We start from the raw sequence: 22923 nt of genomic DNA on the forward strand, positions 1-22923 counted from the left end.
GCCGCGACGGCGGGCACTCGACGACGGTCGCGAAGCGACCGCCGCCGGGCCCGCCTGCCGGCCGCATTGGCCGGATCAGTGGCGCTTGATCGTGATGGTCTGCGGTTCGGTGCATGCCAGCATCCCTTCGACGCCGTGTTCGATGCCCAGGCCTGACTGGCCGTGGCCGGCGAACGGGACGTCCGGGGCCAGATACATGCTTTCGTTGATCCACACCGTCCCGCTGCCGATGCGTTCGGCGACTTGCGCGGCGAGCGCTTCGTCACGCCCCCAGATCGAACCGCCGAGCCCGTACGGGCCCGCATTGACACGCTCGACCACTTCGTCGATCGAGTCGTAGCGCAGGATCGGCAATACCGGACCGAACGCTTCTTCCGATACCACGCGAGCGTCCTCCGGCGGATTGTCGACCAGCGTGACGGGAACGAAATACCCCGGACCGCTCGGCACCTTCCCTTGAAAACAGATATTCAGACCGGCTCGGCGCGTCTCGTCGATCAGGTCGAGCACACGGCGATACTGTCGCGCATTCTGGATCGGGCCGAGCTGGCTGCGCGGGTCGGTTCCAGGACCGACCACCACGTCCTTCGCATAGGCAATCAGTCCGTCACGTACGGCGTCGTAACAGTCGCGATGTACGTACAGTCGCTTGGCCGCGATACAAACCTGCCCGCTGTTGGTGAAGGCTGCCCAGAACAGCGACGGGATCAGCGTGTCCACGTCGGCATCGGGCAGCACGATCGCCGCGTCGTTGCCGCCGAGCTCGAGCGTGAGCCGTTTGAGCGTCGGCGCCGCGCCCGCCATCACGCGTCGCCCGGTCTCGGTCGAACCGGTGAAGCTCACCTTGTCGACGCCGGGGTGCGCGCTGAGCCACGGCCCGAGATCGTCGCCGCCGCTGATCACGTTGATCACGCCCGGCGGCAATATGTCGGCCAGCAGCTCCGCGATACGCAACACCGTCAGCGGCGTCAGCGGCGACGGTTTCAGCACGACGGTATTGCCGGCGAGCAGCGCCGGAATGACTTTCCACCACGCCAGCAGCACCGGGAAATTCCACGGCGCCAGCGCCGCCACCACGCCAAGGGGCACACGCCGCGTGATGCTGCGGCGCTGCGGGCTGTCCTCGTTGACGACTTCCTGCGGGAACGTCAGCTTGCACTGGCCCTGCATGAAGCGCAGCAGGCTATGAAACTCCAGCTGCGCGAACGCAAGCGGCTTGCCTTGCTCCCGCGTCAGCAGCGCCGCGAGTTCGTCGCGTGCGGCTTCGACGCGTGGCGCGAACTGTTCCAGCAATGCCCGGCGCTGCTCGACCGGAACGGCGCGCCATGCCGGAAAAGCACGACGGGCAGCCGCGACCGCGCGATCCAGCTGGTCCCGCGAACAATCCGGCGCGTGTGCGAACACCTGCTCATCGGCCGGATCGACCACCGGCAGCAGCGTGTCTGCACCCACCCGCTCGCCGTCGATCAGCATGTGAAACGGATGCGACAGATCCATCATGAACTCCTCGTTTGAAATAGTCCGGCGGCCGGCTGCGTCAGGGCAGCAGGACGATCTTCGTACACAGGCCGCGATGCTGGTCTTCAAGGGCTTCGTTGATACGTGCGAGCGGGTAGGTGCGAATCATCTTGTCGAACGGAAACCGGCCTTCGAGATGCAGCGCCATCAGTTGCGGCAGGAACACGTCGGGCTCGCTGTCGCCTTCGATGATGCCGCGATAGGTGAACCCGCCCCGCATCAGCTGCAGGAGCGTTACGGGCAAGGGCAGTTCGCGCTCGCCGGCCGGCGGGACACCGACGACGCCGAACGTCCCGCGTGACGCCAGGATTCGCGGAACGGCCGAAATCACCGAGTGCCGCCCGCTGGTGTCGAGCACGTAGTCGATGCCGTCCGCGCGGATCGCACGTGCCGCATCGGCCAGATCGCCGGTCTCCGCCGGGTCGATCACATGGGTCGCGCCGAGTTCGAGCGCAAGTTCGCGCCGGCCTCGATGCGGCTCGACCACGACGATGGTCGTACATCCCTGGATCACCCCGCCCATCACCCCGCTGAGCCCCACCGCACCGCCGCCGATCACCATCAGCGACGCACCCGCGCGGCAGGCCATCGCACGCATCACCGCGCCGGCGCCCGTCTGCACGCCGCACCCGAGCACGCCGGCCAGCTCGAGCGGTACGCCGTCGGGCACCTTGACGAGATTGCGTTCCTTCGCGATCGCGTGCGACGCGAACGACGACTGGCCGAAAAAGCCGCCGGATACCGCGTCGCGTGCCGCGCGCAGCGTTTTCGAGCCATCCTCGCGCACGCCGCTGTAGTTGAGCGACGTGAATGCCTTGCAGTAAGGCGAGGCGCCTGCCGTGCAACACACGCAGCGGCCGCAGGACATGAAGGTCAGCGCGACGCGATCGCCCGGCTTGACCTTCGTGACGTGCAATCCGACCTGCTCGACGATGCCCGCGCCTTCATGCCCGAACACGGCCGGCAAGGTCATCGGGAAATAGCCTTCCTGCGCGACCAGGTCGGTATGGCACACGCCCGCCCCGGCGATCCGAACGAGCACTTCGTCGGCACGCGGCTCGTCCAGCTCGACCGATTCGAGCGCGAACGGCGCATTCGGCGCGTGCGTGACGGCTGCAATGATCTTCATCGTGATAACCCCTCGATCGGCAACGAATAAAAAGCTGCCCTCATGTGCGGGCATGTGCGGACGAGCCGACATCCGTGCGGCTCCGCACCGGCATGCTCAACGTGTCTTGCCGGGCAGCGTGCCCTCGTACTTGCAGATGATGGTGAGCATGATCTCGTCGGCGCCCCCGCCGATCGACGTCAACCGGCCGTCGCGATAGAACTGCGACACCAGGTTTTCGCGCGTGAATCCCATTCCGCCCCAGTACTGCAGGCAACTGTCCGTGACTTCCCGCATCAGCCGGCCGGCCTTGAGCTTGGCCATCGACGCCAGCCTCGTGACGTCCTCGCCCGCGGCATACTGATCCACCGCCCGGTAGGTGATCGACCGCAGCGCCTCGACCTCGGCCCGCAGTTCCGCCAGCCGAAAATGCACGATCTGGTTGTCCAGCAGGGATTTGCCGAACACGTTGCGTTGCCGCGTGTACTCGATGGTCGCATCGATCACGCGGTCGAGCGTGCGGAGTGCCCGGGACGCGCCCCACATCCGCTCCTCCTGGAATTGCAGCATCTGATAGGTGAAACCCTTTCCCTCTTCGCCGATCACGTTTCGCCGCGGCACCCGTACGTCGTCGAAGAACAGCTGCGCGGTGTCGGAAGCGTGCATCCCGATCTTGTCGATCTTCTGGCGCGTAATCCCGGCGGCGTCCATCGGCACGACGATCAGACTCTTGTTGCGATGCGCGGGACCGTCCGAGGTGTTGGCCAGCAGGCAGCACCAATCGGCCTGCATGCCGTTGGTGATCCACATCTTGGTGCCGTTGATCACGTAGTCGCCGCCCGAGATTTCCGCCCGCGTCTTCAACGACGCCACATCGGAGCCCGCACCCGGTTCGCTGACGCCGATACAGCCGACCGCTTCGCCGGCAATCGCCGGGGCCAGATACTGCTGCTTGAGCGTGTCGCTGCCGAATTGCGCAAGCGCCGGCGTGCTCATGTTGGTCTGCACGCCGATCGCCAGCGGTATGCCGCCACAGTCGCATTCCCCCAGTGCCTCGGCCATCGCCAGCGAATAGGTAAAGTCGAGCCCCAGTCCGCCGTATTCCTCCTCGTACGTGATACCCAGCAACCCGAGGGCACCCAGTTTTCTGAAGACCTCGTGTACCGGAAAGGACTCGGCCCGCTCCCACTCCTGCACGTGCGGATTGATCTCGTTCCTGATGAAGCGGATCAGCGTGTCGCTGATCTGGCGATGCTGTTCGGTATATGGCATGTGGCCTTGTCTCCTGTGAATCGTTGTTCGATGTCGTCCGCGCGATCATTCAGCCCGCATCGGCGGGCTGCATCACGCGCCATCGGGCGAACGCGTCGTCGAGCGTGACGCGTGTCTGCGATTGAGGCAGCCCGGCAGGGGTGCGCGAGAGGCGCGGTGCCGGCGCAGGCTGCGCGATGCCGTCCACCTCGACGAAGGCGCCGCGTGCGCGATGATGCGGATGCGCCGGGACCTCGTCCCAGTCCAGCACCGGCGTGACGCAAGCATCGGCGCCGTCGAGCATTGCGCACCATTCGTCGCGCGTGCACATCCGGAACAGGTCGGCCAGCTTCACCTTCATCAGCGGCCAGCGCGCACGGTCCATCTGGTCGTCGAACAGCGGATCCTCGATCCCGCACCGCTCCATCAGCGTCCGGTAGAACTTCGCCTCGAGCGGGCCAACCGCGATGTACTTGCCGTCGGCGCAGGCATACGTGTCGTAGAACGGCGCGCCGCCGTCCAGCAGATTCTCGCCGCGCGGGTGACTCCATTCCCCGGCGCCCTTCATTTCGTAAATCATCGTCGACAGCAGGCTCGCACCATCGCTCATCGCCGCATCGACAACCTGCCCGCGTCCGGAGCGGCGAGCCTCGAACAGCGCGGCCAGCAGGCCGAACGCCAGCAGCATCGCGCCGCCGCCGAAATCGGCGACCAGATTCAGCGGCGGCACCGGTGCGTCGCCGGGCCGGCCGATCGCATGCAGCGCACCGCTCAGTGCGAGATAGTTGATGTCGTGGCCCGCCGCATGCGCGAGCGGCCCGTACTGCCCCCACCCCGTCATGCGACCGTAAATCAGCGACGGACGGCGCTCGAGGCACGCTTGCGGCCCCAGGCCGAGGCGTTCCATCACGCCGGGGCGAAACCCCTCGATCAGCACATCCGCCCGGGACACGAGATCGAGTACGGCGCCCGCCGCTCCGGGCTGGCGCAGATCCAGTTCGAGCGTGTGCCGGCCGCGGGTCAGCCTGTCGTCGACCGCGGCCCCATCGCGGCACGGCCGCACGATCCGGAGCACATCCGCGCCGTGATCCGCCAGCATCATCGAGCAGAACGGCGCCGGCCCCAGCCCTGCGAATTCCAGCACTCTCAATCCCGTCAGGGCGCCCGCCATGTGTCTTCCCCGTTCGCGGACGTATGCCGTCCTCACCGGAATCGATGATGCGGCAACCGCGACGCCGTTCAAATCGTCCGAAACGACGAATTGGCGAACCCGTCGGCAAGCAGTTCGTCGGATGCGACGATGTGGATCGGGCCGTCCGCCTCCAGAATCGGGCGTAATCGTGGCATCCACGGACGATCGACGGCAGGCGATGCGAAAGCACGGCCGCAGGCCGTGCCGAGCCGTCACCAGCCCACCCGAACAACATTGGAGACAGACCTGTGCAAATCGATCTTTCAGCGGTAATCGACGACGCGAGATTCGGCCCGTTCCAGGTCGCGATACTCGCGCTTTGCTGTCTGATCGTGACGATCGACGGGTACGATCTCGTCGTGATGGGCGTCGCGTTGCCGACGATCATTTCCGACATGAAAATGGATGCCCACGTGGCCGGGATGATCGCCAGTTGCGCCCTCGTCGGCATGATGGTCGGGGCGATCGCCATGGGTGCGCTGGCGGACCGTATCGGCCGGATCCGGACGATCGCGGCATGCGTGGCGCTCTTCAGCCTCTTCACCGCCGCGAGTGGCCTCGCACGCGACCCGGTGTCGTTCGCCGCGCTGCGCTTGATCGCCGGCGTCGGCCTTGGCGGCGTGATCCCGTGCGTGACGGCCACCGTCGCGGACTACGCGCCCCGGCGTCTGCGCGCCAGGCTGACAACGATCGTGCTTGCCGGCTACCCGCTCGGCGGCGTATTGGCCGCATGGCTCGGCAAGCACCTCGTGCACGCATTCGGCTGGCAGTCGGTCTTCTTCGTCGCCGGCACGTCGCTCCTGCTGCTGCCGGCCGTCTTCAAGCTGATGCCGGAATCGCCCGCGATCCTGCAGAGGCGGCGGGACACGGCGACCCTGCGCGCGGTCGTGCGCCGAATCGCCCCCACGCGCAACGTTTCGGATACCGACGAGATCCGTGTTCCATCGCCCGTCCATCGCGCCAAAGCGCCCGTTGCGCTGTTGTTCCGCGACAACCGCGGCTTCAGCACGCTCATGCTCTGGCTCGGATACTTCTCGGGTCTGTTCATGCTTTACGGCCTCAACGCCTGGCTGCCCAGACTGATGGCCCTCGCGGGCTTCAGTCTCGACGCCGCGCTGACCTTCCTGCTGTTGATGAATGCCGGCTCGATCGCGGGTTCCTTCGCAGGCGGGTGGCTGGCCGATCGATTCGGCCTGAAGCGCATCATGATGGTCATGCTGACAGGCGGCGCAATCGCGATCGCGATTGCTGCACACACACGTGACGCCGCAGCGCTGTCGATCGTCATCTTCATCGTCGGCATGACCGCGTCGGGCGTGCAAGGTGTCGCCAACGCCTATGTCGCGCAGTTCTATCCGGCCGACATTCGTTCGACCGGCATCGGCATGACGCTCGGTATCGGGCGCCTCGGCGGAATCGCGTCGCCGATCGCGATCGGTTTGCTGTTGTCGCTCCACCTGCCCGTTCAGCATGTCCTCCATGTGGTCGCCGCGTTCTGCATCCTGCAGGCGATCGCGATGTGGCTCGTCGACGACCGGGCAGCCGATTTCGCGCGGGCCCGGTCGACGAGCGCGTCCGCGGCGCACGACACGCCCGGCTACTGCGCCGCCGGCAATGCGGTCGACTGATCGACGTTCCGGCGCCACGCATGCCGTGCAAGCGCACCGGGTTCGACACCCGGCCCGCGGGCAGTCCGGTCGATAGCGGATCGCCCTTCCCTCATCTTTTCACCATCGCCATGAACTTCGATTTATCTCCCGAACTGGTCTCCCTGCGAGATCGCACGCGCCAATTCATCGCCGAGCAGGTCATCCCGCTCGAGGCCGAAGCGGCATCGGAAGTCGCATCCGGCGCCCACGGCCCGAGCGAAACGTTGCGCCGCGAGCTGATTCAGCGCGCACGCGTTGCCGGCCTGCTGACGCCGCACGCGTCGGTCGAGACGGGAGGACTCGGTCTCAGCCACGTCGCCAAGGCGGTCGTGTTCGAAGAGGCGGGCTACTCCTGGCTCGGCCCGACCGCGCTGAACATCCACGCGCCCGACGAAGGCAACATTCACCTGATGGAAGCCGTCGCGTCGCCCGAACAGAAGGCGCGCTGGCTGAGCCCGCAGGTCGCGGGGCTGACCCGCTCGTGCTTCGCGATGACCGAACCGGCACCGGGCGCCGGCGCCGATCCGTCGATGCTGCAAACCCGCGCGGTACGCGACGGGGACGACTACCTGGTATCCGGCCGCAAATGGTTCATTACCGGCGCAAGCGGGGCGGACTACGCGATCGTGATGGCGCGGATGGACGACGGTTCGGCCACGATGTTCCTGACCGACATGGATCGCGAAGGCATCCGCCTCGAGCGCAGCATGGACGCGATGGATCGCTGCTTTACCGGCGGGCACGGCGTGCTGTCGTTCGACCGGGTCAGGATTCCTGCCGCCGACGTGCTCGGCGAAGTCGGCAAGGGCTTCCGCTACGCCCAGGTCCGCCTTGCGCCGGCGCGGCTCACGCATTGCATGCGCTGGCTCGGCCAGGCGCGCCGCGCGCACGACATCGCAACCGGATACGCGCGAGCGCGTCACGCGTTCGGCAAGCCGCTGGGCGAGCATGAAGGCGTCGGGTTCATGCTCGCCGACAACGACATGGATCTGCAGACCGCCCGCCTGCACATCTGGCATACCGCCTGGCTGCTGGACCAGGGGCATCGCTGCAATGTCGAATCGAGCCGCGCCAAGGTGATCTGCTCCGAAGCACAGTGGCGCACCGTCGATCGCTGCGTGCAGATCCTCGGCGGCCAGGGGGTCACCGGCGAAGCCGCCGTGATGCGCATCTTCATGGACATGCGCGCGTTCCGCATCTACGACGGCCCGAGCGAAGTCCATCGCTGGAGCATCGCCCGCAAGATCCTGGCCGGCACGGCAAGCCACGCACGCCCCGACGCGGATGCCGCCGCGCACAACGCAGCGGGAGACGCACGATGAACACGTTTGCCCCTGCCTCCCCCGCACTCGATGCATGGCTGCGCGACGCCGGCATCGCCGGTTCAGGCGACATCGCCGTCGCGCCGTTGTCCGGCGGGCAATCGAATCCGACCTTCGTCGTGCGGACGGGGCGCGGCCGCCTCGTGCTGCGCAAGCAGCCGCCCGGACCCTTGCTGCCGTCCGCCCACGCAATCGACCGGGAATATCGCGTGATGCAGGCACTGCGAGACAGCGCGGTCCCGGTGCCGGACATGGTCGCCTATTGCGACGACGCATCGATCGTCGGCACGCCGTTCTATCTGATGGATTACGTGGAAGGCCGCGTGATGGTCGACCAGTCGCTGCCCGGCATGCAGCCTTCCGAGCGTGCGCGGATATACGGCGAGATGAACAGGGTCATCGCGGCATTGCACGCCGTCGATATTGCCCAAGCCGGGCTCGACAATTTCGGCAAGAGCGGCAACTACTTCTCCCGCCAGATCGCCCGCTGGTCGAAACAGTGCCTCGCATCGGCCGTTCCGGTCAGCGAACCGATGAACCGGTTGATCGCGTGGCTGCCCGACCGTATCCCGGACGACGATGAAACCACGCTCGTCCACGGCGACTTCCGACTGGACAATCTGGTGCTTCATCCGACCGAACCGCGCGTGCTGGCGGTACTCGACTGGGAACTGTCGACGCTCGGCCACCCGCTTGCGGATTTCGCGTATCACTGCATGAGCTGGCGCATCGCGCCGACCGTCTGGCGCGGCATCGCCGGGCTGCCGCTCGACACGCTCGGCATTCCGGCGGAAGCGGCCTATATCGACCGATACGAAGCCGCGACCGGCCGCCGCGCACGCGAACACTGGGCGTTCTATCTGGCCTACAACCTGTTCCGCATGGCCGCGATCCTGCACGGGATCGGCGAGCGCGCGGCGCAAGGCAATGCCGCCGCGGCCGACGCCGTCGAGACCGCCGCGAAGGCGCTCCCGCTCGCCGAACTCGGATGGGCGTGCGCGCAGCAGTACGACGCGACCCGCCGCTGACGCCCCCCGGCGCGCCGGTAGCGTTCACGCTACGCGTGCGTGGCCCGATACCACGCGACGCCGTGCTCGTCCGTCACACACGTCGCCTGCCCTTGCGCGATCAGGTAATTCAGGCACGCGACGGCCTCGCCCGTCGCCATATGCAGCAGCGACGAGCGTGTCTCGTCGATCGGGCGCGAGAACAGCGCGGAGAATGTGTCGATGACGCGCTGCGGTTCACCGAGCAACGCCAGCAATCGTGCGAACGCACGCTGCTGGCTGCCGGCCAGTGCGTCGATGCGCGCGTGCAGCCCTCTGAAGCACTCGCCGTGCGCCGGCAGTACCAGCACGTCGTCGGGCACCTCACGCCGGAGATTGCCGAGCGAGTCGAGCCACTCCGCCATCGGATTCGCGTCCGGCTCGGTCGCCGTCACGGACACGTTCGATGAAATGCGCGGCAACACCTGATCGCCGGAAATCAGGATGCGCAACGCCGGGCAGTACAGGCACGCATGCTCGGGCGAATGCCCGCTGCCCACGATCACGCGCCACGCGTGCGTGCCGATCGTCAGCGTCTCGCCGTCGCGCAATCGCCGATAGCTGTCGGGCAACGCATGGACGTGCTTGCCGAACGATCCGAAGCGGGCCCGGTACGTTTCGACCGACACGTCGCTCCAGCCCGCGCGGCGCAGAAACGCGACCGCATCGGCCGGCGCCTCGCGCCCGGTATCCGATACCAGCATCCGGCACGACAGGTATTCGAGGCGGGTCATCCACAGACGGATACCGAACTTGCGCGTGAGCCACCCGGCCAGACCGACGTGATCGGGATGCAGATGCGTGACGAACACACGCGTCATCGGTCGTCCGTCGCTGCGCGCGAACAGTGCCCGCCACGCGACGATCGCATCGTCGGTGCAGGCGCCCGTATCGACGATCGCCCAACCGTCGCCGTCGTCGAGCGCCCACAGGTTGATATGGTCGAGCGCATACGGCAGCGGCATGCGGAACCAGTGAACGCCGGGGGCGACCTCGACCGTCTGCGCGGCGGCAGGCGGGGCGTCGAACGGATAGTCGAGCGCGTCTTTCGGCCGCGTCTCGAGCGTTTCTTCCTGGGCCATCGTGCTCCCTCCTGGCGAATCCAGTGCATGTGCATTGCTCGCCGCCATGCGACGCGCGGCGCCGGACGCGCCGATCCCTCCGCGCTATGCGGCTTGTACGAGCCCCTGCAAGGACGCTGCGTGACGCCGCACGCGGTCCGGCGTGCCGTACAGCGTCCGGTCGAACGCGATGCGCTTGTACCAGTAATGCAACCCGAGTTCGTCGGTAATGCCGATCCCGCCGTGTACCTCGATGGCCGTGCGCGCGACGAACTGCGCGGCGTCTCCCGCGAGTGCCTTCGCGTGCGCCGCATACAGCGGCGCATCGTCCGGCATCACGTCGAATGCGTGGGCGGCGTACCAGACCAGCGCCCGCGCCGGTTCCAGCTCGGTCGCCATCTCGGCGCACATGTGCTTGACCGCCTGAAACGTTCCGATCAACCGGCCGAACTGGCTGCGTTCCTTCGTATACGCCACCGCATCGTCGATCAAGCGCCACCCGGCGCCCAGCGCGTCGGCGGCCAGCATGATCCAGGCGGCATCCCGCAGCCGCGCCAGCACGCGGGCGTCTGCTCGCGGCAGCGTCCGCGCCTCGACACGGTCCAGCACGAGCTCGACGGTCGGCCGCGTGCCATCCGCCGTACTCAGTGGCCGGCACTGCACCCCGGCCGCCTTCGCGTCCACCATGTACAGTGCCCCGGATGCATCGGCGACGAGCCACGCGTCGGCCTGCATCCCGTCCACGACGAACAGCGCGGTACCGCTCAATCTGCCATTCACGCAGCGCAGCCCCGCCGCGTCGCGCGAGCCGCTCCATGCCTCGCCGAATCCGACACCGACGATGCATTCGCCGGTCGCCATCCGCGGCAACCATTCCGCCTGCTGACTCGCGCTACCGGTTTCACGCAGCGCCAGCGTTGCGAGCGCCGCGCTGCCGAGAAACGGCACCGGTGCGGCGGCACGCCCAAGCGCCTCGGATACCAGGGCGGCATCGAGCAGCGAGAGTCCGAGCCCGCCGAAGGTCTCCGGCACGAGCAGCGCCGGAATGCCCAGCTCGCACACCGTGCGCCAGACATCCCGATTCATCGGGCCCGCACCGTCGACGGTCGCACGGATGCGCGACAGCGTGCATTCGCCCTCCAGCGCACGTCGCAAACTGTCGGCCAGCATGACCTGGTCTTGTGAAAGCGCAAATTCCATGATTCGTCTCCTGTCGCTCAATTCGCCAGCTTCGGCTCGCGCGGCATCTCGAGGCCGCGCTCCGCAATGATGTTCTTCTGGATCTGCGCGGTACCGCCGCCAATGATCAACCCCAGGTCGAATCCTTCACGATGCCGCCATTCGCCGCCGGACCGCACGCGCGCGTCCTGCTCCGTCAGCATGCCGATTTCGCCGAGCGCGTCGAGCGCGAGGACATCGATCTGGTAGCGCGTCTCACAGCCGTACAGCTTTGTCACCAGCCCCGGCAACCCCGGATTCTCGTTGCGGCTCGCATGCGTGAGCAACCGCATGCCGTGACAATGCTGCGCCAGCACCCGGCCCTGAAGCCGCATGAGCCGGTCGCGCAGGAGCGGATCGCTCAACACCGGCTCGCCATCGACCGTCTCGCTGCGCATCAGGTTCGCCAGCTCGCTGTAACGACCGAGCAGCGCGGCCGGATTGGCAAGGTAAGCGCGTTCATGGCGCAGCGTCGCATTGGCGACGGCCCAGCCCTCCCCGCGCTTCCCGACGATCTGCCGCTGCGGCACGCGCACGTCGGTGAAGAAAACTTCATTGAATTCCGCGCGCCCCGTCATCGTCTTCAACGGACGGATCGTGATGCCGGGGGTCTTCATCGAGAACAGCAGGTAGCTGATGCCCGCATGCTTCGGCGCATCCCGTTCGGTGCGCACCAGGCAGAAGATCATGTCGGCCTCGTGAGCCGTCGATGTCCAGATCTTCTGGCCATTGACGATGAAATCGTCCCCGTCGTCGACACCCCGCGTCTGCAGCGAAGCAAGATCGGATCCCGCGTTGGGTTCCGAATAGCCCTGGCACCACACCAGTTCGCCTCGCAGGGTCGGCGCGATCAGTTCGCGCTTCTGCGCATCGGTGCCCAGCTCGAGCAGCGTCGGAACCAGCATCGAAATCCCCTGGCTGCCGAGGCCGGGCGGCACACCGGCCCGTGCGAACTCCTCGGTGATGAGGTGCTGCTCCATGACGTCCGGTTCCGCGCCGTAGCCGCCGTATTCCCGCGGCACCGTGCGACCGGCATAGCCGTGCTCGAGCAACAGCTTCTGCCATGCGATCTGCGCCGGCCCGGGGCGGCGGCCATGCTGCAACGTCGCCGCCTGATGACCGTGGCGCGCGAGAAATGCACGGACTTCGCCGCGCAACGATTCGTGTCTGGGGTGAGGTTTGAGGTCCATATGAAGGCCTGTCGTATCGTTCCGAAGCATTGTTGAATCGTGTCGCGCCGGTCGAAGAACGACATCCGGTCCGAACGACGGCGGTACTGTCCCGTCTGTCAACCACGAACCGGCGCGCGTACCCTGCTATTCCAGCCTGTCCGACAATCCGAGATCGCGCCCGATGATTTCGAGCATGATTTCGGACGTGCCCGCGAAGATCCGCGACACGCGGGCGTCGCGATACATCCGGCTGATCCGGTATTCCTCCATGTACCCGGCACCGCCGTGCAACTGAAGGCAATCGTCGATCACGCGGTTTTCCAGCTCCGACGTGAGGAGCTTGGCCGAAGCCGCGGCCGCGGCCGTCAGACGTCCGGCGTTATGCTCGATGACGAGCGCATCGATCCACGTCTGCATCGCATCGAGTTCCGCGCGCCGGCGGGCCAGCACGAACCGCGTGTTTTGGAGCGCACCGATCGGGCGCCCGAACGCACGCCGCTCTTTCACGAACGGCAGCGTCAGGTCGAACGCCACCTGTGCGTGCGCGATCGACTGACACGCGCTCAGCAGGCGCTCCTCGGCCAGACCTTCGGTCAGGTAGGCGAAACCGCACGCGGGATCGCCCAGCACGTTCGAGCTGGGCACCCAGACGTCCTCGAAGAACAGCTCGGCCGTATCCTGTGCATCGAGCCCCAGTTTGCTCAAACGCTCGCCGCGCTCGAATCCGGGCATCCCGCGCTCGACGACGAAGATCCCGAACGCGCGCCGCGCGTCGGGATTCGTCCGCGCCACGACAAGCACGGCATCGGCATTCAGGCCGTTCGATATGTACGACTTCGCGCCATTGATCAGCCAGCCGCCGTCCCGACGCTCCGCGCGTGTCCGGATTCCGGCCAGGTCGGAGCCTGCCTGCGGCTCCGTCATCGCGACGGCGAGGATCGTCGTTCCCCGTGCCGCCCCCGCAAGCCACCGGTGTTTCTGTTCGTCGTTGCCGAGGCGTCCGATGTAAGGCGCCACCAAGCGCGAATGCAGCGTCAGATACACACCGATGTCGCCGTGGCGGATCATCTCCTCGTACAGGATCTGCTCGTAACGGAAATCGGCCATCCCGGCGCCGCCGTACGCTTCGTCGGCCCACATCAGCAACAGGCCGTTCGCGCCGGCCTTCTCGAAGATCGCCCGATCGCAACAACCCCGCGCACGCCAGTCATGCACATGCGGCGCAACTTCCTTCTGAACGAACCGGGAAACCGCGTCCCGAAACTGTTCGTGTTCGGGATCGAATGCAAGGCGGCGTGTCGAGTACGGGGACATGGTGTTCGACCGTGATCGTGGAGGTTGCCGGCAGCGACTCGCTGCCGGACATCAATCTGGGGTAGGCCGGCCCGGAAGCGCTTCGTGTCGCCGCCGGGACCCGCGCGCGAGGCGGCCGGCGCGGCAGGTGCCGGTCGCCTCGCCATTCTTGGTCAGCGCGGCGCCATGCGGATCGCGCCGTCCAGCCGGACGCACTCGCCATTGAAATAGCCGTTCACGATCATCGTCTCGACGAGTTGCGCGAATTCCGCCGGCTGGCCGAAGCGCTTCGGAAACGGCACCGCCGCGGCCAGTGCCTCCTTGACGTTGTCGGGCGCGGCCTGCATCAGCGGCGTATCGAAGATACCGGGCATGACCGTGTTGACGCGAATCCCTTCGCCCATCAGATCGCGCGCGATCGGCAACGTCATGCCGGTCAGCGCGGCCTTCGACGCGCTGTATGCCGCCTGTCCTATCTGCCCGTCCTGTGCAGCCACCGAAGCCGTATTGACGACGACCCCGCGTTCGCCGTCCCCCAGCGGCGCCAGCGTCAGCATGCCGGCTGCCGATTTGGCGATGCAGCGAAACGTACCGACCAGATTGATCTGCAGGATCCTGTCGAAGCTGTCGACCGGGAAGTGCCTGATCTCGCCGGTCTTCCGGTCTCGTCCGGCGGTCTTCGCGGTGAAGCCGGTGCCGGCGCAGTTGACCAGTATGCGCTCCTGACCGTGTGCGACTCGCGCGGCAGCGAACGCCGCATCCACCTGCTCGTCGGACGTGACGTCGACTTTGCAAAACAGGCCGCCGATATCCCGCGCCAACGCTTCGCCCTGTTCGACATTCATGTCGAACAAGGCGACCTTCACGCCGTGCGCTGCCAGTCGTCGTGCGGTCGCGGCGCCGAGGCCCGATGCGCCGCCCGTGACGACGGCGGCCGTGTGTGAGTTCAGTTGCATAGCGTCTCCTCGAATCATTTCAGTGTGAACCGAATGTCGATCGGTTCAGAACGGTTGTCTTTCGCCCGACGCTTTTGCCGACACGCAAAGGCAAGGTCGAACGACAGTGCAATTCCATGCGCGTCACGCCGGGTAGTAATACGCGCCGGCCACTGCCATCGCGCGCATGCTCTCCGTCGGGACATAAGGCGCGCCGAGGTCGGCATGGCTGTCGCACATGGCAACGACGCGATCGAGACCGAGCCAGTCGGCATACTTGAGTGCGCCGCCCGCGTGCGCGGGGAAACCGAGCCCCAGGACGAGTGCCATGTCCAGTTCGGCCGCGGACGCAACCACTCGCTCGTCGAGAACATGCGCCGCCTCGACGATCATCGGCAGCATCATGCGTTCGACGATCGCGTGATCTGAAAAGGTTGCCGGGCCGTCGAATTGAAGGGCCGCCACCAGCGCATGCGCATCCGGCGACGCGTGTCTCGACGGCCTGCCCGTGCCGGCGGCTTCGTAACGATAGAATCCCTCGCCTGATTTCCGACCATAGCGCTGCCGCTCGACCAGTCGCCCGATTGCGCTGCCCTCGACCGGCGGCATCCGGTCGCGATATCCGGCACCGACCACTTCGACGACGCGATCGAGAACGTCCATCCCGATCGCGTCCAGCCAGTACGCCGGCCCCATCGGCCAACCGAACGCCTCCATCGCGCTGTCGACCGCTTCGAAATCGGCCCCCTCTTCCAGCAAACGCAGAAATGCGTTGACGTAAGGCGTCAGCACGCGGTTGACGACGAAACCCGTGCAGTCGCGCACGACGATCGGGGTCTTGCCCAATGCCACCGCGTAGCCCGCTGCGGTCGCCACGGCCGCATCGCCGGTCCGGCTGCCGCGTATGATCTCGACCAGTCTCGTCGTCGAGACGGGATTGAAGAAATGCATGCCGACCAACTGTTCCGGACGCGTCAGCGCGGAAGCAAGCTCGTCGATACGCAGGCTCGACGTATTCGAGGCCAGCACCGCGTCGGCGGGCACCCGCTGTTCGAGTTCGGCGAGTACGCCGCGTTTGACGTCACGCTGCTCGACCACTGCCTCGATCGCAAAATCGACATCGGCCAGGCCCGTGTCGTCGAGCTGGGGCGTGATCGACGCGTAACAGGCGTCGGCCTGCCGAAGGTCGAGCCGGCCACCCTGCACCTGCTGCTCGATGTGCTTGCGCGCCGAGTCCATTCCCCCGTCGAGCCGTGCTTGCGTGATGTCCTTCATGCGCGTCGCGATGCCACGCAGTGCGCTCGCGCATGCAATGCCGCCGCCCATCGTGCCGGCACCGATCACCGCGACCCGCGAGACCGGCCGCGCCGCCCGCGCGATACGTCTGGCCTGCTTCTTCAGCACCTGCTCGTTGAGGAAGACCTGGACCAGCGACGCGGCCGCTTGCGTACGCGCGACACGACCGAACGCATCGGCTTCCTGATCGAGCGCCTCGTCGAGATCGCACACCGCGGCGCGCGCCATCGTGTCGGCCGCGATGGCAGCGGCCGGCCGGTTCCGGTCGTGCAGCGCGCCGAGCGTGGACCGGGCGCGGTCGACCACGTCCACGGCCTCTTGCGCCGATATCGGCAGGCGCACCTTCTTGCGGCGTTGCGCCGCTCGCCAGTCGATTTCTCCGGCGGCTGCGCGCCGCAGCCGGACGAGCGCGGTCTCCCGCAGCATGTCGGGCGCGACGACTTCATCGACCACGCCGGCCGCAACCGCCGCGTGGCCGTCGAACGATTGCCCAGTCGCCACCCAGTCGATCGCGGCGGCCAGACCGGCCACCCGCGACAGCCGGGCCGTGCCGCCCAGCCCGGGAATCAGCCCGAGCGAGACTTCCGGCAAGCCCACCCGTGCATTCGACGCCATCACGCGAAACGCGCCGAGCAGCGCCAGTTCGAGCCCGCCGCCGAGCGCATAGCCGTTGATCGCGACCACGCTCGGAACGGGAAGATTCTCGAACGTCGTCACATGCGCGTCGTTCGTGCGCACGGCGGTCGCAATCGCACCCGCGGATTGCCGGAACATCGCGGAAAACTCCGTGATGTCGGCGCCGACGATGAACACGTCCTTTGCACTCGTCACCAGCACGCCGCGCACCGCCGACATCGCTGCGATGCACGCCGTCGCCTGCCGGAATTCGTCGATCGTGCGTGCGTCCAGCTTGTTGATCGCCGCATCGTGTCGATCGAATCGCAATTCGACCAGCCCGTCGTCCAGCGACAGCACGCCGATGTTTTCACCCTGAAAAAGCAAATCTTCCTCCAAACGTCCGCTACGGCTGATGCGAACCAGTTTAGGGAAGCACATGCCCGAACTCATCGTCGGAAGCGACGAATCGCACGACACAAATAAAGACGGGCGTTCAACCGAACGCCCGCCTGTCACCGACCGCGTGCCGAACGCCACCGGCCCCGAGTCCTCCTCAGAGCGACGACACCAGGTGCCCGCCGTCGACGGCCAGCGCAGCACCGGTAATCCACGAGCCCGCATCGGTCGCCAGCAACAGCAGCGCCCCGTCGAGTTCTTCCGGCGTTCCGAGCCGTCTCATCGGAATGCGCTTGATCATCGCCTTGCCATGATCGGTGTCCCATAGCCCGTCCGTCATCTCGGTACGCACGTAACCCGGCTCTATCGCATTCACGCGAATCCCGTAGCGCGCCCACTCAAGTGCCAGGCTGCGCGTCATGTGCACGACCGCGGCCTTCGACGTCGAATAGGCCGCGATACCGGTGGCCACCCGTTCACCCTGTATCGAGGCGATATTGACGATCGCGCCGCCTCGCATCGTGTCCCGCCAGCGTCGCGCGGCTTCCGTCGCGACCAGCCACGCACCGCGCACGTTGATCGCCATCACTTCATCGAAGCGCTCGATCGGCTGGTCGATGGCGAGTCCGTCGCCGGAAATCCCCGCATTGTTGACGACGACATCGAGTGGCGCCCCGGTTGCCGCAATCGTGTCGAAGCCGGCCGATACGGATGCGGCGTCCGTGACGTCGAGCGGCAGCACCGTCACGTCCGGCGCGCCGAGTTCTCGCAGCGCGCCGGCCAGCGCCTCAAGTCGCGCGACGCGCCGCGCGCCGATCACGACCGACGCACCGCAGCGGGCCGCCAGACGCGAAAAATGTTCACCGAAACCCGACGACGCTCCCGTCACCAGTACGCGTCGCCCTTTCAGCTTGATACCCAGATCCATTCCTGCTCCCGGTCAGTCGGTTACTTCCACGGTCGCCGTCCCCGTCGATGCAGCGACGTACGTCGACAAGCCTGCAGGCTCACCCGGGCTGTCGCGCATAGCGTGCCCTGAGGCGCTTCTTGTCCAGCTTGCCGACACTTGTCCTCTCGATCTGCTCGACGAGCTCGAACGCGTCCGGTATCGCATACGACGGAATGACCCCGCGTTCGACCAGCCCGCTCATGTGCCGGCGCAACGTATCCGCATCGAGTGCGGCATCCGGTCGGGCTGCGACCACGGCCAGCGGCCGCTCGCCCCACTTCTCGTCGGGTATGCCGATCACCGCCACTTCGGCCACGCCCGGATACTGCCCGATCAGCGCCTCGAGCTCGACCGACGAAATCCACTCGCCGCCGCTCTTGATCACGTCCTTCGCACGATCGACGAGATGGAGGTACCCATGCTCGTCGAAACGGCCGACGTCACCGGTATGCATCCAGCCGCCGTCCCAGAGAGCCGCACTGGCTGCCTCATTGTCGAGGTACGACTGCGTCAGATACGGCGTGCGTACCACGACCTCGCCCACCGATACACCGTCGTCCGGCACCGACTCGCCTGCCGTGTCGACGACCCGCACCTGAGCCATCAGGATCGGCATCCCGGCGGTCGTGCGAATGGCGATATCGCGCTCTTCGCGCTCCGCGGCATCGTGGGTCTCGTCCAGAAGATCGGTTTTTACCTGCGCCAGCGTCAGCAACGGGCAGCTTTCCGACATCCCGTAGCCGGCATAGATATCGATATTGCGAGCGAGCGCCTGTCTGCATAGCGCATGCGGCAGCGCGCTCCCGCCGATCAGCACCTTCCAGCGCTTGAAATCCGCGCCGGATGCGCTAGGCGCCCCAAGCACCATGCTCAGGACCGTCGGAACGCAGTGCGAGAAGGTCACGCGCTCGCGCTTGACCAGATCGACGATCACCGTCGGCTCGTAGCGCCCGGGATAAACCTGCTGCCAGCCGCACAGCGTGGCGATGTATGGATAGCCCCATGCATGCGCATGAAACATCGGCGTGAGCGGCATATACACGTCGTTGCGCGAGAATCGACCGTTCTCGCCTGCCTGGGAAACGCTCGCCAGCACCGTCAGGCAATGCAGCACGATTTGCCGATGGCTGAAGCTCACGCCTTTCGGATTACCCGTCGTGCCCGTCGTGTAATACAGCGTCGCGCGCGTGTTCTCGTCGAACTCCGGAAACGCATGCACCGCGTCAGCAGCAGCCAGCATCGATTCGTACTCGCCCACCCACGCGAATCCGGGGCGCGCCACCTTGTCGTCGCTGAGACAGATGAAGCGCCTGATCTGCGGTAGTCGATCCTGAATCTCCTGAATCATCGGCAGAAAATCGACATTCAGCAGCATGGTGTCGACGCCGGCATGATCGAGCGTGTACGCAAGCTGCTCGGAGGACAGGCGGAAATTCGCGGTCATCAGCGTGGCGCCGAGCATTGGAACCGCGAAATACGCTTCCAGATAGCGGTTGGTGTCCCAGTCGAGCACGGCCACCGTACTTCCTTCGCCGACCCCGAGTCGCGACAGCGCGCTGCCAAGCCGGTTGATACGTTCGACCAGCGTCGAATAGCCGAAACGGGCGAGGTCACGGTAGACGATTTCCTTGCGTGAGCGCTGCGCGATCGGCGTGACCAGCAGTTGCTTGATCAGCAACGGAAAGGCGTACGGATTCATGTGTCTCCAGTTTTCTTGTGTTGCAAAGGCGCCTTGCACATATGCCCGACAGCCCGATCCGACTTTAAATCGAAGGCGGCGTACCGGCATCGTCGGATACGACGATTCGAGTCGGCGCAACGACGCCGAGCGCCGGAATGCCGCGCGACGGGAAATCCCCGAACGCGAAAATACGCCCGCTTTGCTAGACTACGTGGCCCGCTTTTCCCGCCTTCGCAGATGACTTCGCCTTCAGTCGAAGCTCGGCGCATCCCGAGCATGAAAGTCAGCCCCCCTGCCACATCCGCTTCCCAGGTGATTCGACAGGGTGTCCGTCAATTGCTGAACGCATCGACGTCGCCCCGGCTGGTTCTCGTTCGTGCGCCGGCCGGCTTCGGCAAGACGACAGCCATGTTGCAGCATCGTGCCCGACTCGAACAAATCTCCGTGTCGGCCGCATGGTTTACCCTCGACAGCGCGGACAACGATCCCGTCCGTTTCCTGCAGGGATTCAAGGTCGCCATCGCGACCGTCGTAGGCGACGACGCCTTTTCCGATCCGGGTTTCCCGCCGTCCGAGACGCTCGGTGAATCGGCATTGCGCGTGATGAACGCCGTCGCCGGCCTGAAAAAGCCGTTCGCGGTGTTCCTCGACGACTTCGAAGTGCTGCAGGATCCGGGCGTGCTCGCCTGGATACGTGAATTCATCGACCACTTGCCGCACGGAGGTCAGCTCGTAATCGGTTCGCGCAGCTTGCCGGATCTGCGGATGGGGCGGCTGCGCGCGCGTGGGCAACTGGTCGAGATCGATGCACAGGCGTTGCGATTTTCCCTCGACGAGACCGACGAGTTCTTCCGCCTCATCCAAGGCGCGTCGCTTGCGCAAAGCGAGTTGATACGCCTGCACAACAAGACCGAAGGATGGGCGGCGGCATTGTGGCTGGCGTCCGCTTCGCTACGTCGCAACGATCCGCACTCGGACTTCATCGACCGCTTCTCCGGTACCAATCGTTCGGTGGCGGAGTACCTGGCCGAGGACGTGTTCGCCCAGCAAGCCGAGCCGGTGCGCCAGTTCCTGCTGCGAACCAGCATCTTGCGTTATCTGAGCGCCCCGCTTTGCCAGAAGCTCCTGCCCGAGATGGATTGCGAACGGGTCCTCAACCAGCTCGAGGCATCCAGCCTGATTGCCCCCATCGAGAGCGAGGACAGAACCTGGCGATACCACAGCCTGATCGCCGAATTCCTGAAGGCACAGTTGCAGCGCGACGCGCCGGATGACCTGCCGCGATTGCATCGGACCGCATCCGATTGGTACCTGAGTCAGCAGCGCCCCGTCCCGGCCATCGACCACGCACTCGAAGGAAGCGACTTCCCGCGCGCAGTCGACCTGCTCGAGCAATACGCGCTGCCGCTGCTCGCGCAGGGAAGGATGCGCCTGCTTTCGCGGTGGTTCGATGCGCTGCCCGCCCGGATCCTGCACGACCATCCGATGTTGCTCGCGGCCCGCATCTGGTCCGTCAATTTCACGCGCGGTCCGTGGGAAGCCATGGAACTCCTCGAGTCCAGTCGCCTGGTGGAAGTGGACGATCCGCAAGTGCGCCCGCACGTGCTCGCGGTCCGCCCGGTGCTGCTCGCCATGATGGATCGCTTCGAGGAGGCGCTCGAGGTCGGGCGCGAGTGCCTGAAGCATTGTCCGACCGGTTCGGCCTTTGCCGACATGATGCTCGCCAACGTCATGGCAAACCAGTTCGCGGTGGCAGGCCAACGTGCGGAATCGCGCCGTCTGCTGGAAGCGGCCAGACGCTCGCAGGGCACGGATTTTAGTGCCTTCAACGTCATGTATTCCGAAACCAACGAGGCAATTTTCGACCTTCAGGAAGGGCGACTGCGCGAAGCGACCGCGCGGTTGCGCATTGCGGTGGGGAGTGGCAGCTCACATCACGACGGTTATACCGGCGGCAATGCGTGGGCCGGATTGATGTACGCGGCCACCGTGTATGAAACCAACGACCTCGCTCAGGCGGCACATCTTCTTCAGGTCTACGTTCCGCTCGCCCGTGACGTTCTTCTCCCCGATCACGTCATGCTCGGTCACGTGATGCAGTCTCGCGTCGCGTTCGCTCGCGGAGATGTCGACGAAGCATTCGAAATTCTCACGCAACTGGAATATCTCGGGCACGTTCGACGCCTTGCACGCATGGCGGCTGGTGCGAAACTCGAGCGAGCCCGTATTCTTTTGATGCAGGGGCATCATCGTGCGGCACAGGACGAACTGGCGCGCGTCGACGACCCCGAACTCTGGCGCCATGTCGGGCACCTGCACCTGATCGGCAACGACCTCGATTACCTGGCGCTTGCGAGACTGCGATGGGAGGCCCTCGCGGGCGATGCTCAAGCTGCCGCCCTGCAGCTGAACAAGGCCGCAGAGCTCGCCGACCAGGAAGCGCGCCACCGGCGTGCAATGAAACTGCGCCTGCTTGCGGCCATCGCGAAACACCGGGCCGGAGAGCCGGAGGCGGCTCAATCCATCCTTGGTCCGGTACTCCAGGCAGCATGCCGGGAAGGCTTCGTACGCTTGCTGCTCGACGAAGGCGAGCAACATATCGGACCGTTGCTACGACAGTTCTCCCGATCGCTCGATGCGAGCGGTGCTGCGTCACCGGATCCCATCCTGGCGGATTATGTGCTCAGACTGGGACGCATCTGCGGACTGACCGACGAACCGGTTGCGCCGAGCACGCCCGAACTGCCCAGGCTGCTCGATCCGCTCACGCCGAAGGAAATTCGTGTCCTTCAGCTTCTGGCGGAGGGTTACTCCAATCAGGCAATAGCTGAAAAACTGTTCGTGTCCGAGAGTACGGTTCGCACGCACTTGCGCAATATCAACACCAAGGTGAGTGCCCATAGCCGGACACAAGCCGTCGCAATCGCGCGCAAACTCGGGTTGGTCAGTTGAGCAAAATGCCGTGAGTACCTTGGTGGATTCGTCGCCCGGACTGTGCCGGCAATCGTGTCAACCGGTTGGTTCAGGCTGGTGCGGGCGCGATACCGGTATTGTCGATTGTCATGTAGTCGTTCGCCTTGACTTCGGCAGGCTGCCCGACGGTCGACTCCGACGCGAATCTTGCCGACAAGCCAAATGTGATCCGCTTGGCCAAGACGATCTGTGAGGATGTAAGTGCTGCCACAACCACCATCGCCACCAGACAAGTCACGGGCTGT

At 65.8% G+C, this 22923-nt stretch carries 16 protein-coding genes; 4 read left to right on the forward strand and 12 right to left on the reverse strand.

All coding sequences use genetic code 11. From position 1 onward, the window contains the following. Positions 1-75: 75 nt before the first annotated feature. The 4 genes from GQ57_RS13935 to GQ57_RS13950 all read right to left on the reverse strand — a co-directional run bounded on the left by GQ57_RS13935 (position 76) and on the right by GQ57_RS13950 (position 5048). Positions 76-1500, reverse strand: coding sequence for an aldehyde dehydrogenase family protein (locus tag GQ57_RS13935; RefSeq protein ID WP_235212796.1), 1425 nt, complete (start codon positions 1498-1500; stop codon positions 76-78). A 37-nt stretch (positions 1501-1537) separates the two neighbouring features. Then, on the reverse strand, positions 1538-2647 hold the full coding sequence (locus tag GQ57_RS13940) for an NAD(P)-dependent alcohol dehydrogenase (RefSeq protein WP_034198132.1): 1110 nt from the start codon (positions 2645-2647) through the stop codon (positions 1538-1540). Positions 2648-2743: 96 nt separating this feature from the next. Beyond that, complete coding sequence (locus GQ57_RS13945) at positions 2744-3898, reverse strand: acyl-CoA dehydrogenase family protein (protein WP_031402383.1); 1155 nt, start codon at positions 3896-3898, stop codon at positions 2744-2746. A 49-nt stretch (positions 3899-3947) separates the two neighbouring features. Continuing rightward, on the reverse strand, positions 3948-5048 hold the full coding sequence (locus GQ57_RS13950) for a CaiB/BaiF CoA transferase family protein (protein ID WP_034198133.1): 1101 nt from the start codon (positions 5046-5048) through the stop codon (positions 3948-3950). Between the two features lie 269 nt (positions 5049-5317). Between GQ57_RS13950 and GQ57_RS13955 the strand changes: the two genes are divergently transcribed. The 3 genes from GQ57_RS13955 to GQ57_RS13970 all read left to right on the forward strand — a co-directional run bounded on the left by GQ57_RS13955 (position 5318) and on the right by GQ57_RS13970 (position 9068). Continuing rightward, the gene (locus GQ57_RS13955; RefSeq protein ID WP_052001305.1) at positions 5318-6697 is read left to right on the forward strand and encodes an MFS transporter; all 1380 of its coding nucleotides are present in this window, start codon (positions 5318-5320) and stop codon (positions 6695-6697) included. A gap of 110 nt (positions 6698-6807) precedes the next feature. Further along, positions 6808-8040: an acyl-CoA dehydrogenase family protein gene (locus tag GQ57_RS13965; RefSeq protein WP_034198135.1), complete on the forward strand. Its 1233-nt coding sequence runs from the start codon at positions 6808-6810 to the stop codon at positions 8038-8040. After that, entirely contained in the window at positions 8037-9068 is a 1032-nt protein-coding gene (locus tag GQ57_RS13970; RefSeq protein WP_034198136.1) for a phosphotransferase family protein, read from the forward strand. Before GQ57_RS13965 ends, GQ57_RS13970 begins: the two co-directional genes overlap by 4 nt. Before the next feature lie 29 nt (positions 9069-9097). Here the strand turns inward: GQ57_RS13970 and GQ57_RS13975 are convergent, their stop codons facing one another. The 8 genes from GQ57_RS13975 to GQ57_RS14010 form a co-directional block, all read right to left on the reverse strand. Beyond that, positions 9098-10168: an MBL fold metallo-hydrolase gene (locus GQ57_RS13975; protein ID WP_034198137.1), complete on the reverse strand. Its 1071-nt coding sequence runs from the start codon at positions 10166-10168 to the stop codon at positions 9098-9100. A gap of 84 nt (positions 10169-10252) precedes the next feature. Next, positions 10253-11347 (reverse strand): acyl-CoA dehydrogenase family protein, encoded by a 1095-nt coding sequence (locus GQ57_RS13980; protein ID WP_034198138.1) that lies wholly within the window; start codon positions 11345-11347, stop codon positions 10253-10255. Positions 11348-11364: 17 nt separating this feature from the next. Next, a complete protein-coding gene (locus tag GQ57_RS13985) occupies positions 11365-12585 on the reverse strand; it encodes an acyl-CoA dehydrogenase family protein (RefSeq protein ID WP_200880660.1) in 1221 nt (406 codons plus the stop codon). Between the two features lie 96 nt (positions 12586-12681). Continuing rightward, positions 12682-13851 carry an acyl-CoA dehydrogenase family protein gene (locus tag GQ57_RS13990; protein WP_034198140.1) on the reverse strand — a complete coding sequence of 390 codons (1170 nt, stop codon included), beginning with the start codon at positions 13849-13851 and terminating at the stop codon, positions 12682-12684. Positions 13852-14003: 152 nt separating this feature from the next. After that, a complete protein-coding gene (locus GQ57_RS13995) occupies positions 14004-14786 on the reverse strand; it encodes an SDR family NAD(P)-dependent oxidoreductase (RefSeq protein WP_034198141.1) in 783 nt (260 codons plus the stop codon). A gap of 123 nt (positions 14787-14909) precedes the next feature. Continuing rightward, positions 14910-17216: a 3-hydroxyacyl-CoA dehydrogenase NAD-binding domain-containing protein gene (locus GQ57_RS14000; protein WP_235215058.1), complete on the reverse strand. Its 2307-nt coding sequence runs from the start codon at positions 17214-17216 to the stop codon at positions 14910-14912. 16 nt (positions 17217-17232) lie between these two features. Continuing rightward, positions 17233-18003, reverse strand: coding sequence for an SDR family NAD(P)-dependent oxidoreductase (locus tag GQ57_RS14005; RefSeq protein WP_034198142.1), 771 nt, complete (start codon positions 18001-18003; stop codon positions 17233-17235). A 79-nt stretch (positions 18004-18082) separates the two neighbouring features. Beyond that, positions 18083-19813 (reverse strand): fatty acid--CoA ligase, encoded by a 1731-nt coding sequence (locus GQ57_RS14010; RefSeq protein ID WP_326929158.1) that lies wholly within the window; start codon positions 19811-19813, stop codon positions 18083-18085. A 168-nt stretch (positions 19814-19981) separates the two neighbouring features. On the opposite strand from GQ57_RS14010, the gene GQ57_RS14015 reads away from it, so the two are divergent. After that, positions 19982-22657: a LuxR C-terminal-related transcriptional regulator gene (locus GQ57_RS14015; RefSeq protein WP_235212794.1), complete on the forward strand. Its 2676-nt coding sequence runs from the start codon at positions 19982-19984 to the stop codon at positions 22655-22657. Positions 22658-22923: the final 266 nt, after the last annotated feature.

The sequence above is a fragment of the Burkholderia sp. MSh2 genome (assembly GCF_000731655.1).
Classification (GTDB): Bacteria; Pseudomonadota; Gammaproteobacteria; order Burkholderiales; family Burkholderiaceae; genus Burkholderia; species Burkholderia paludis.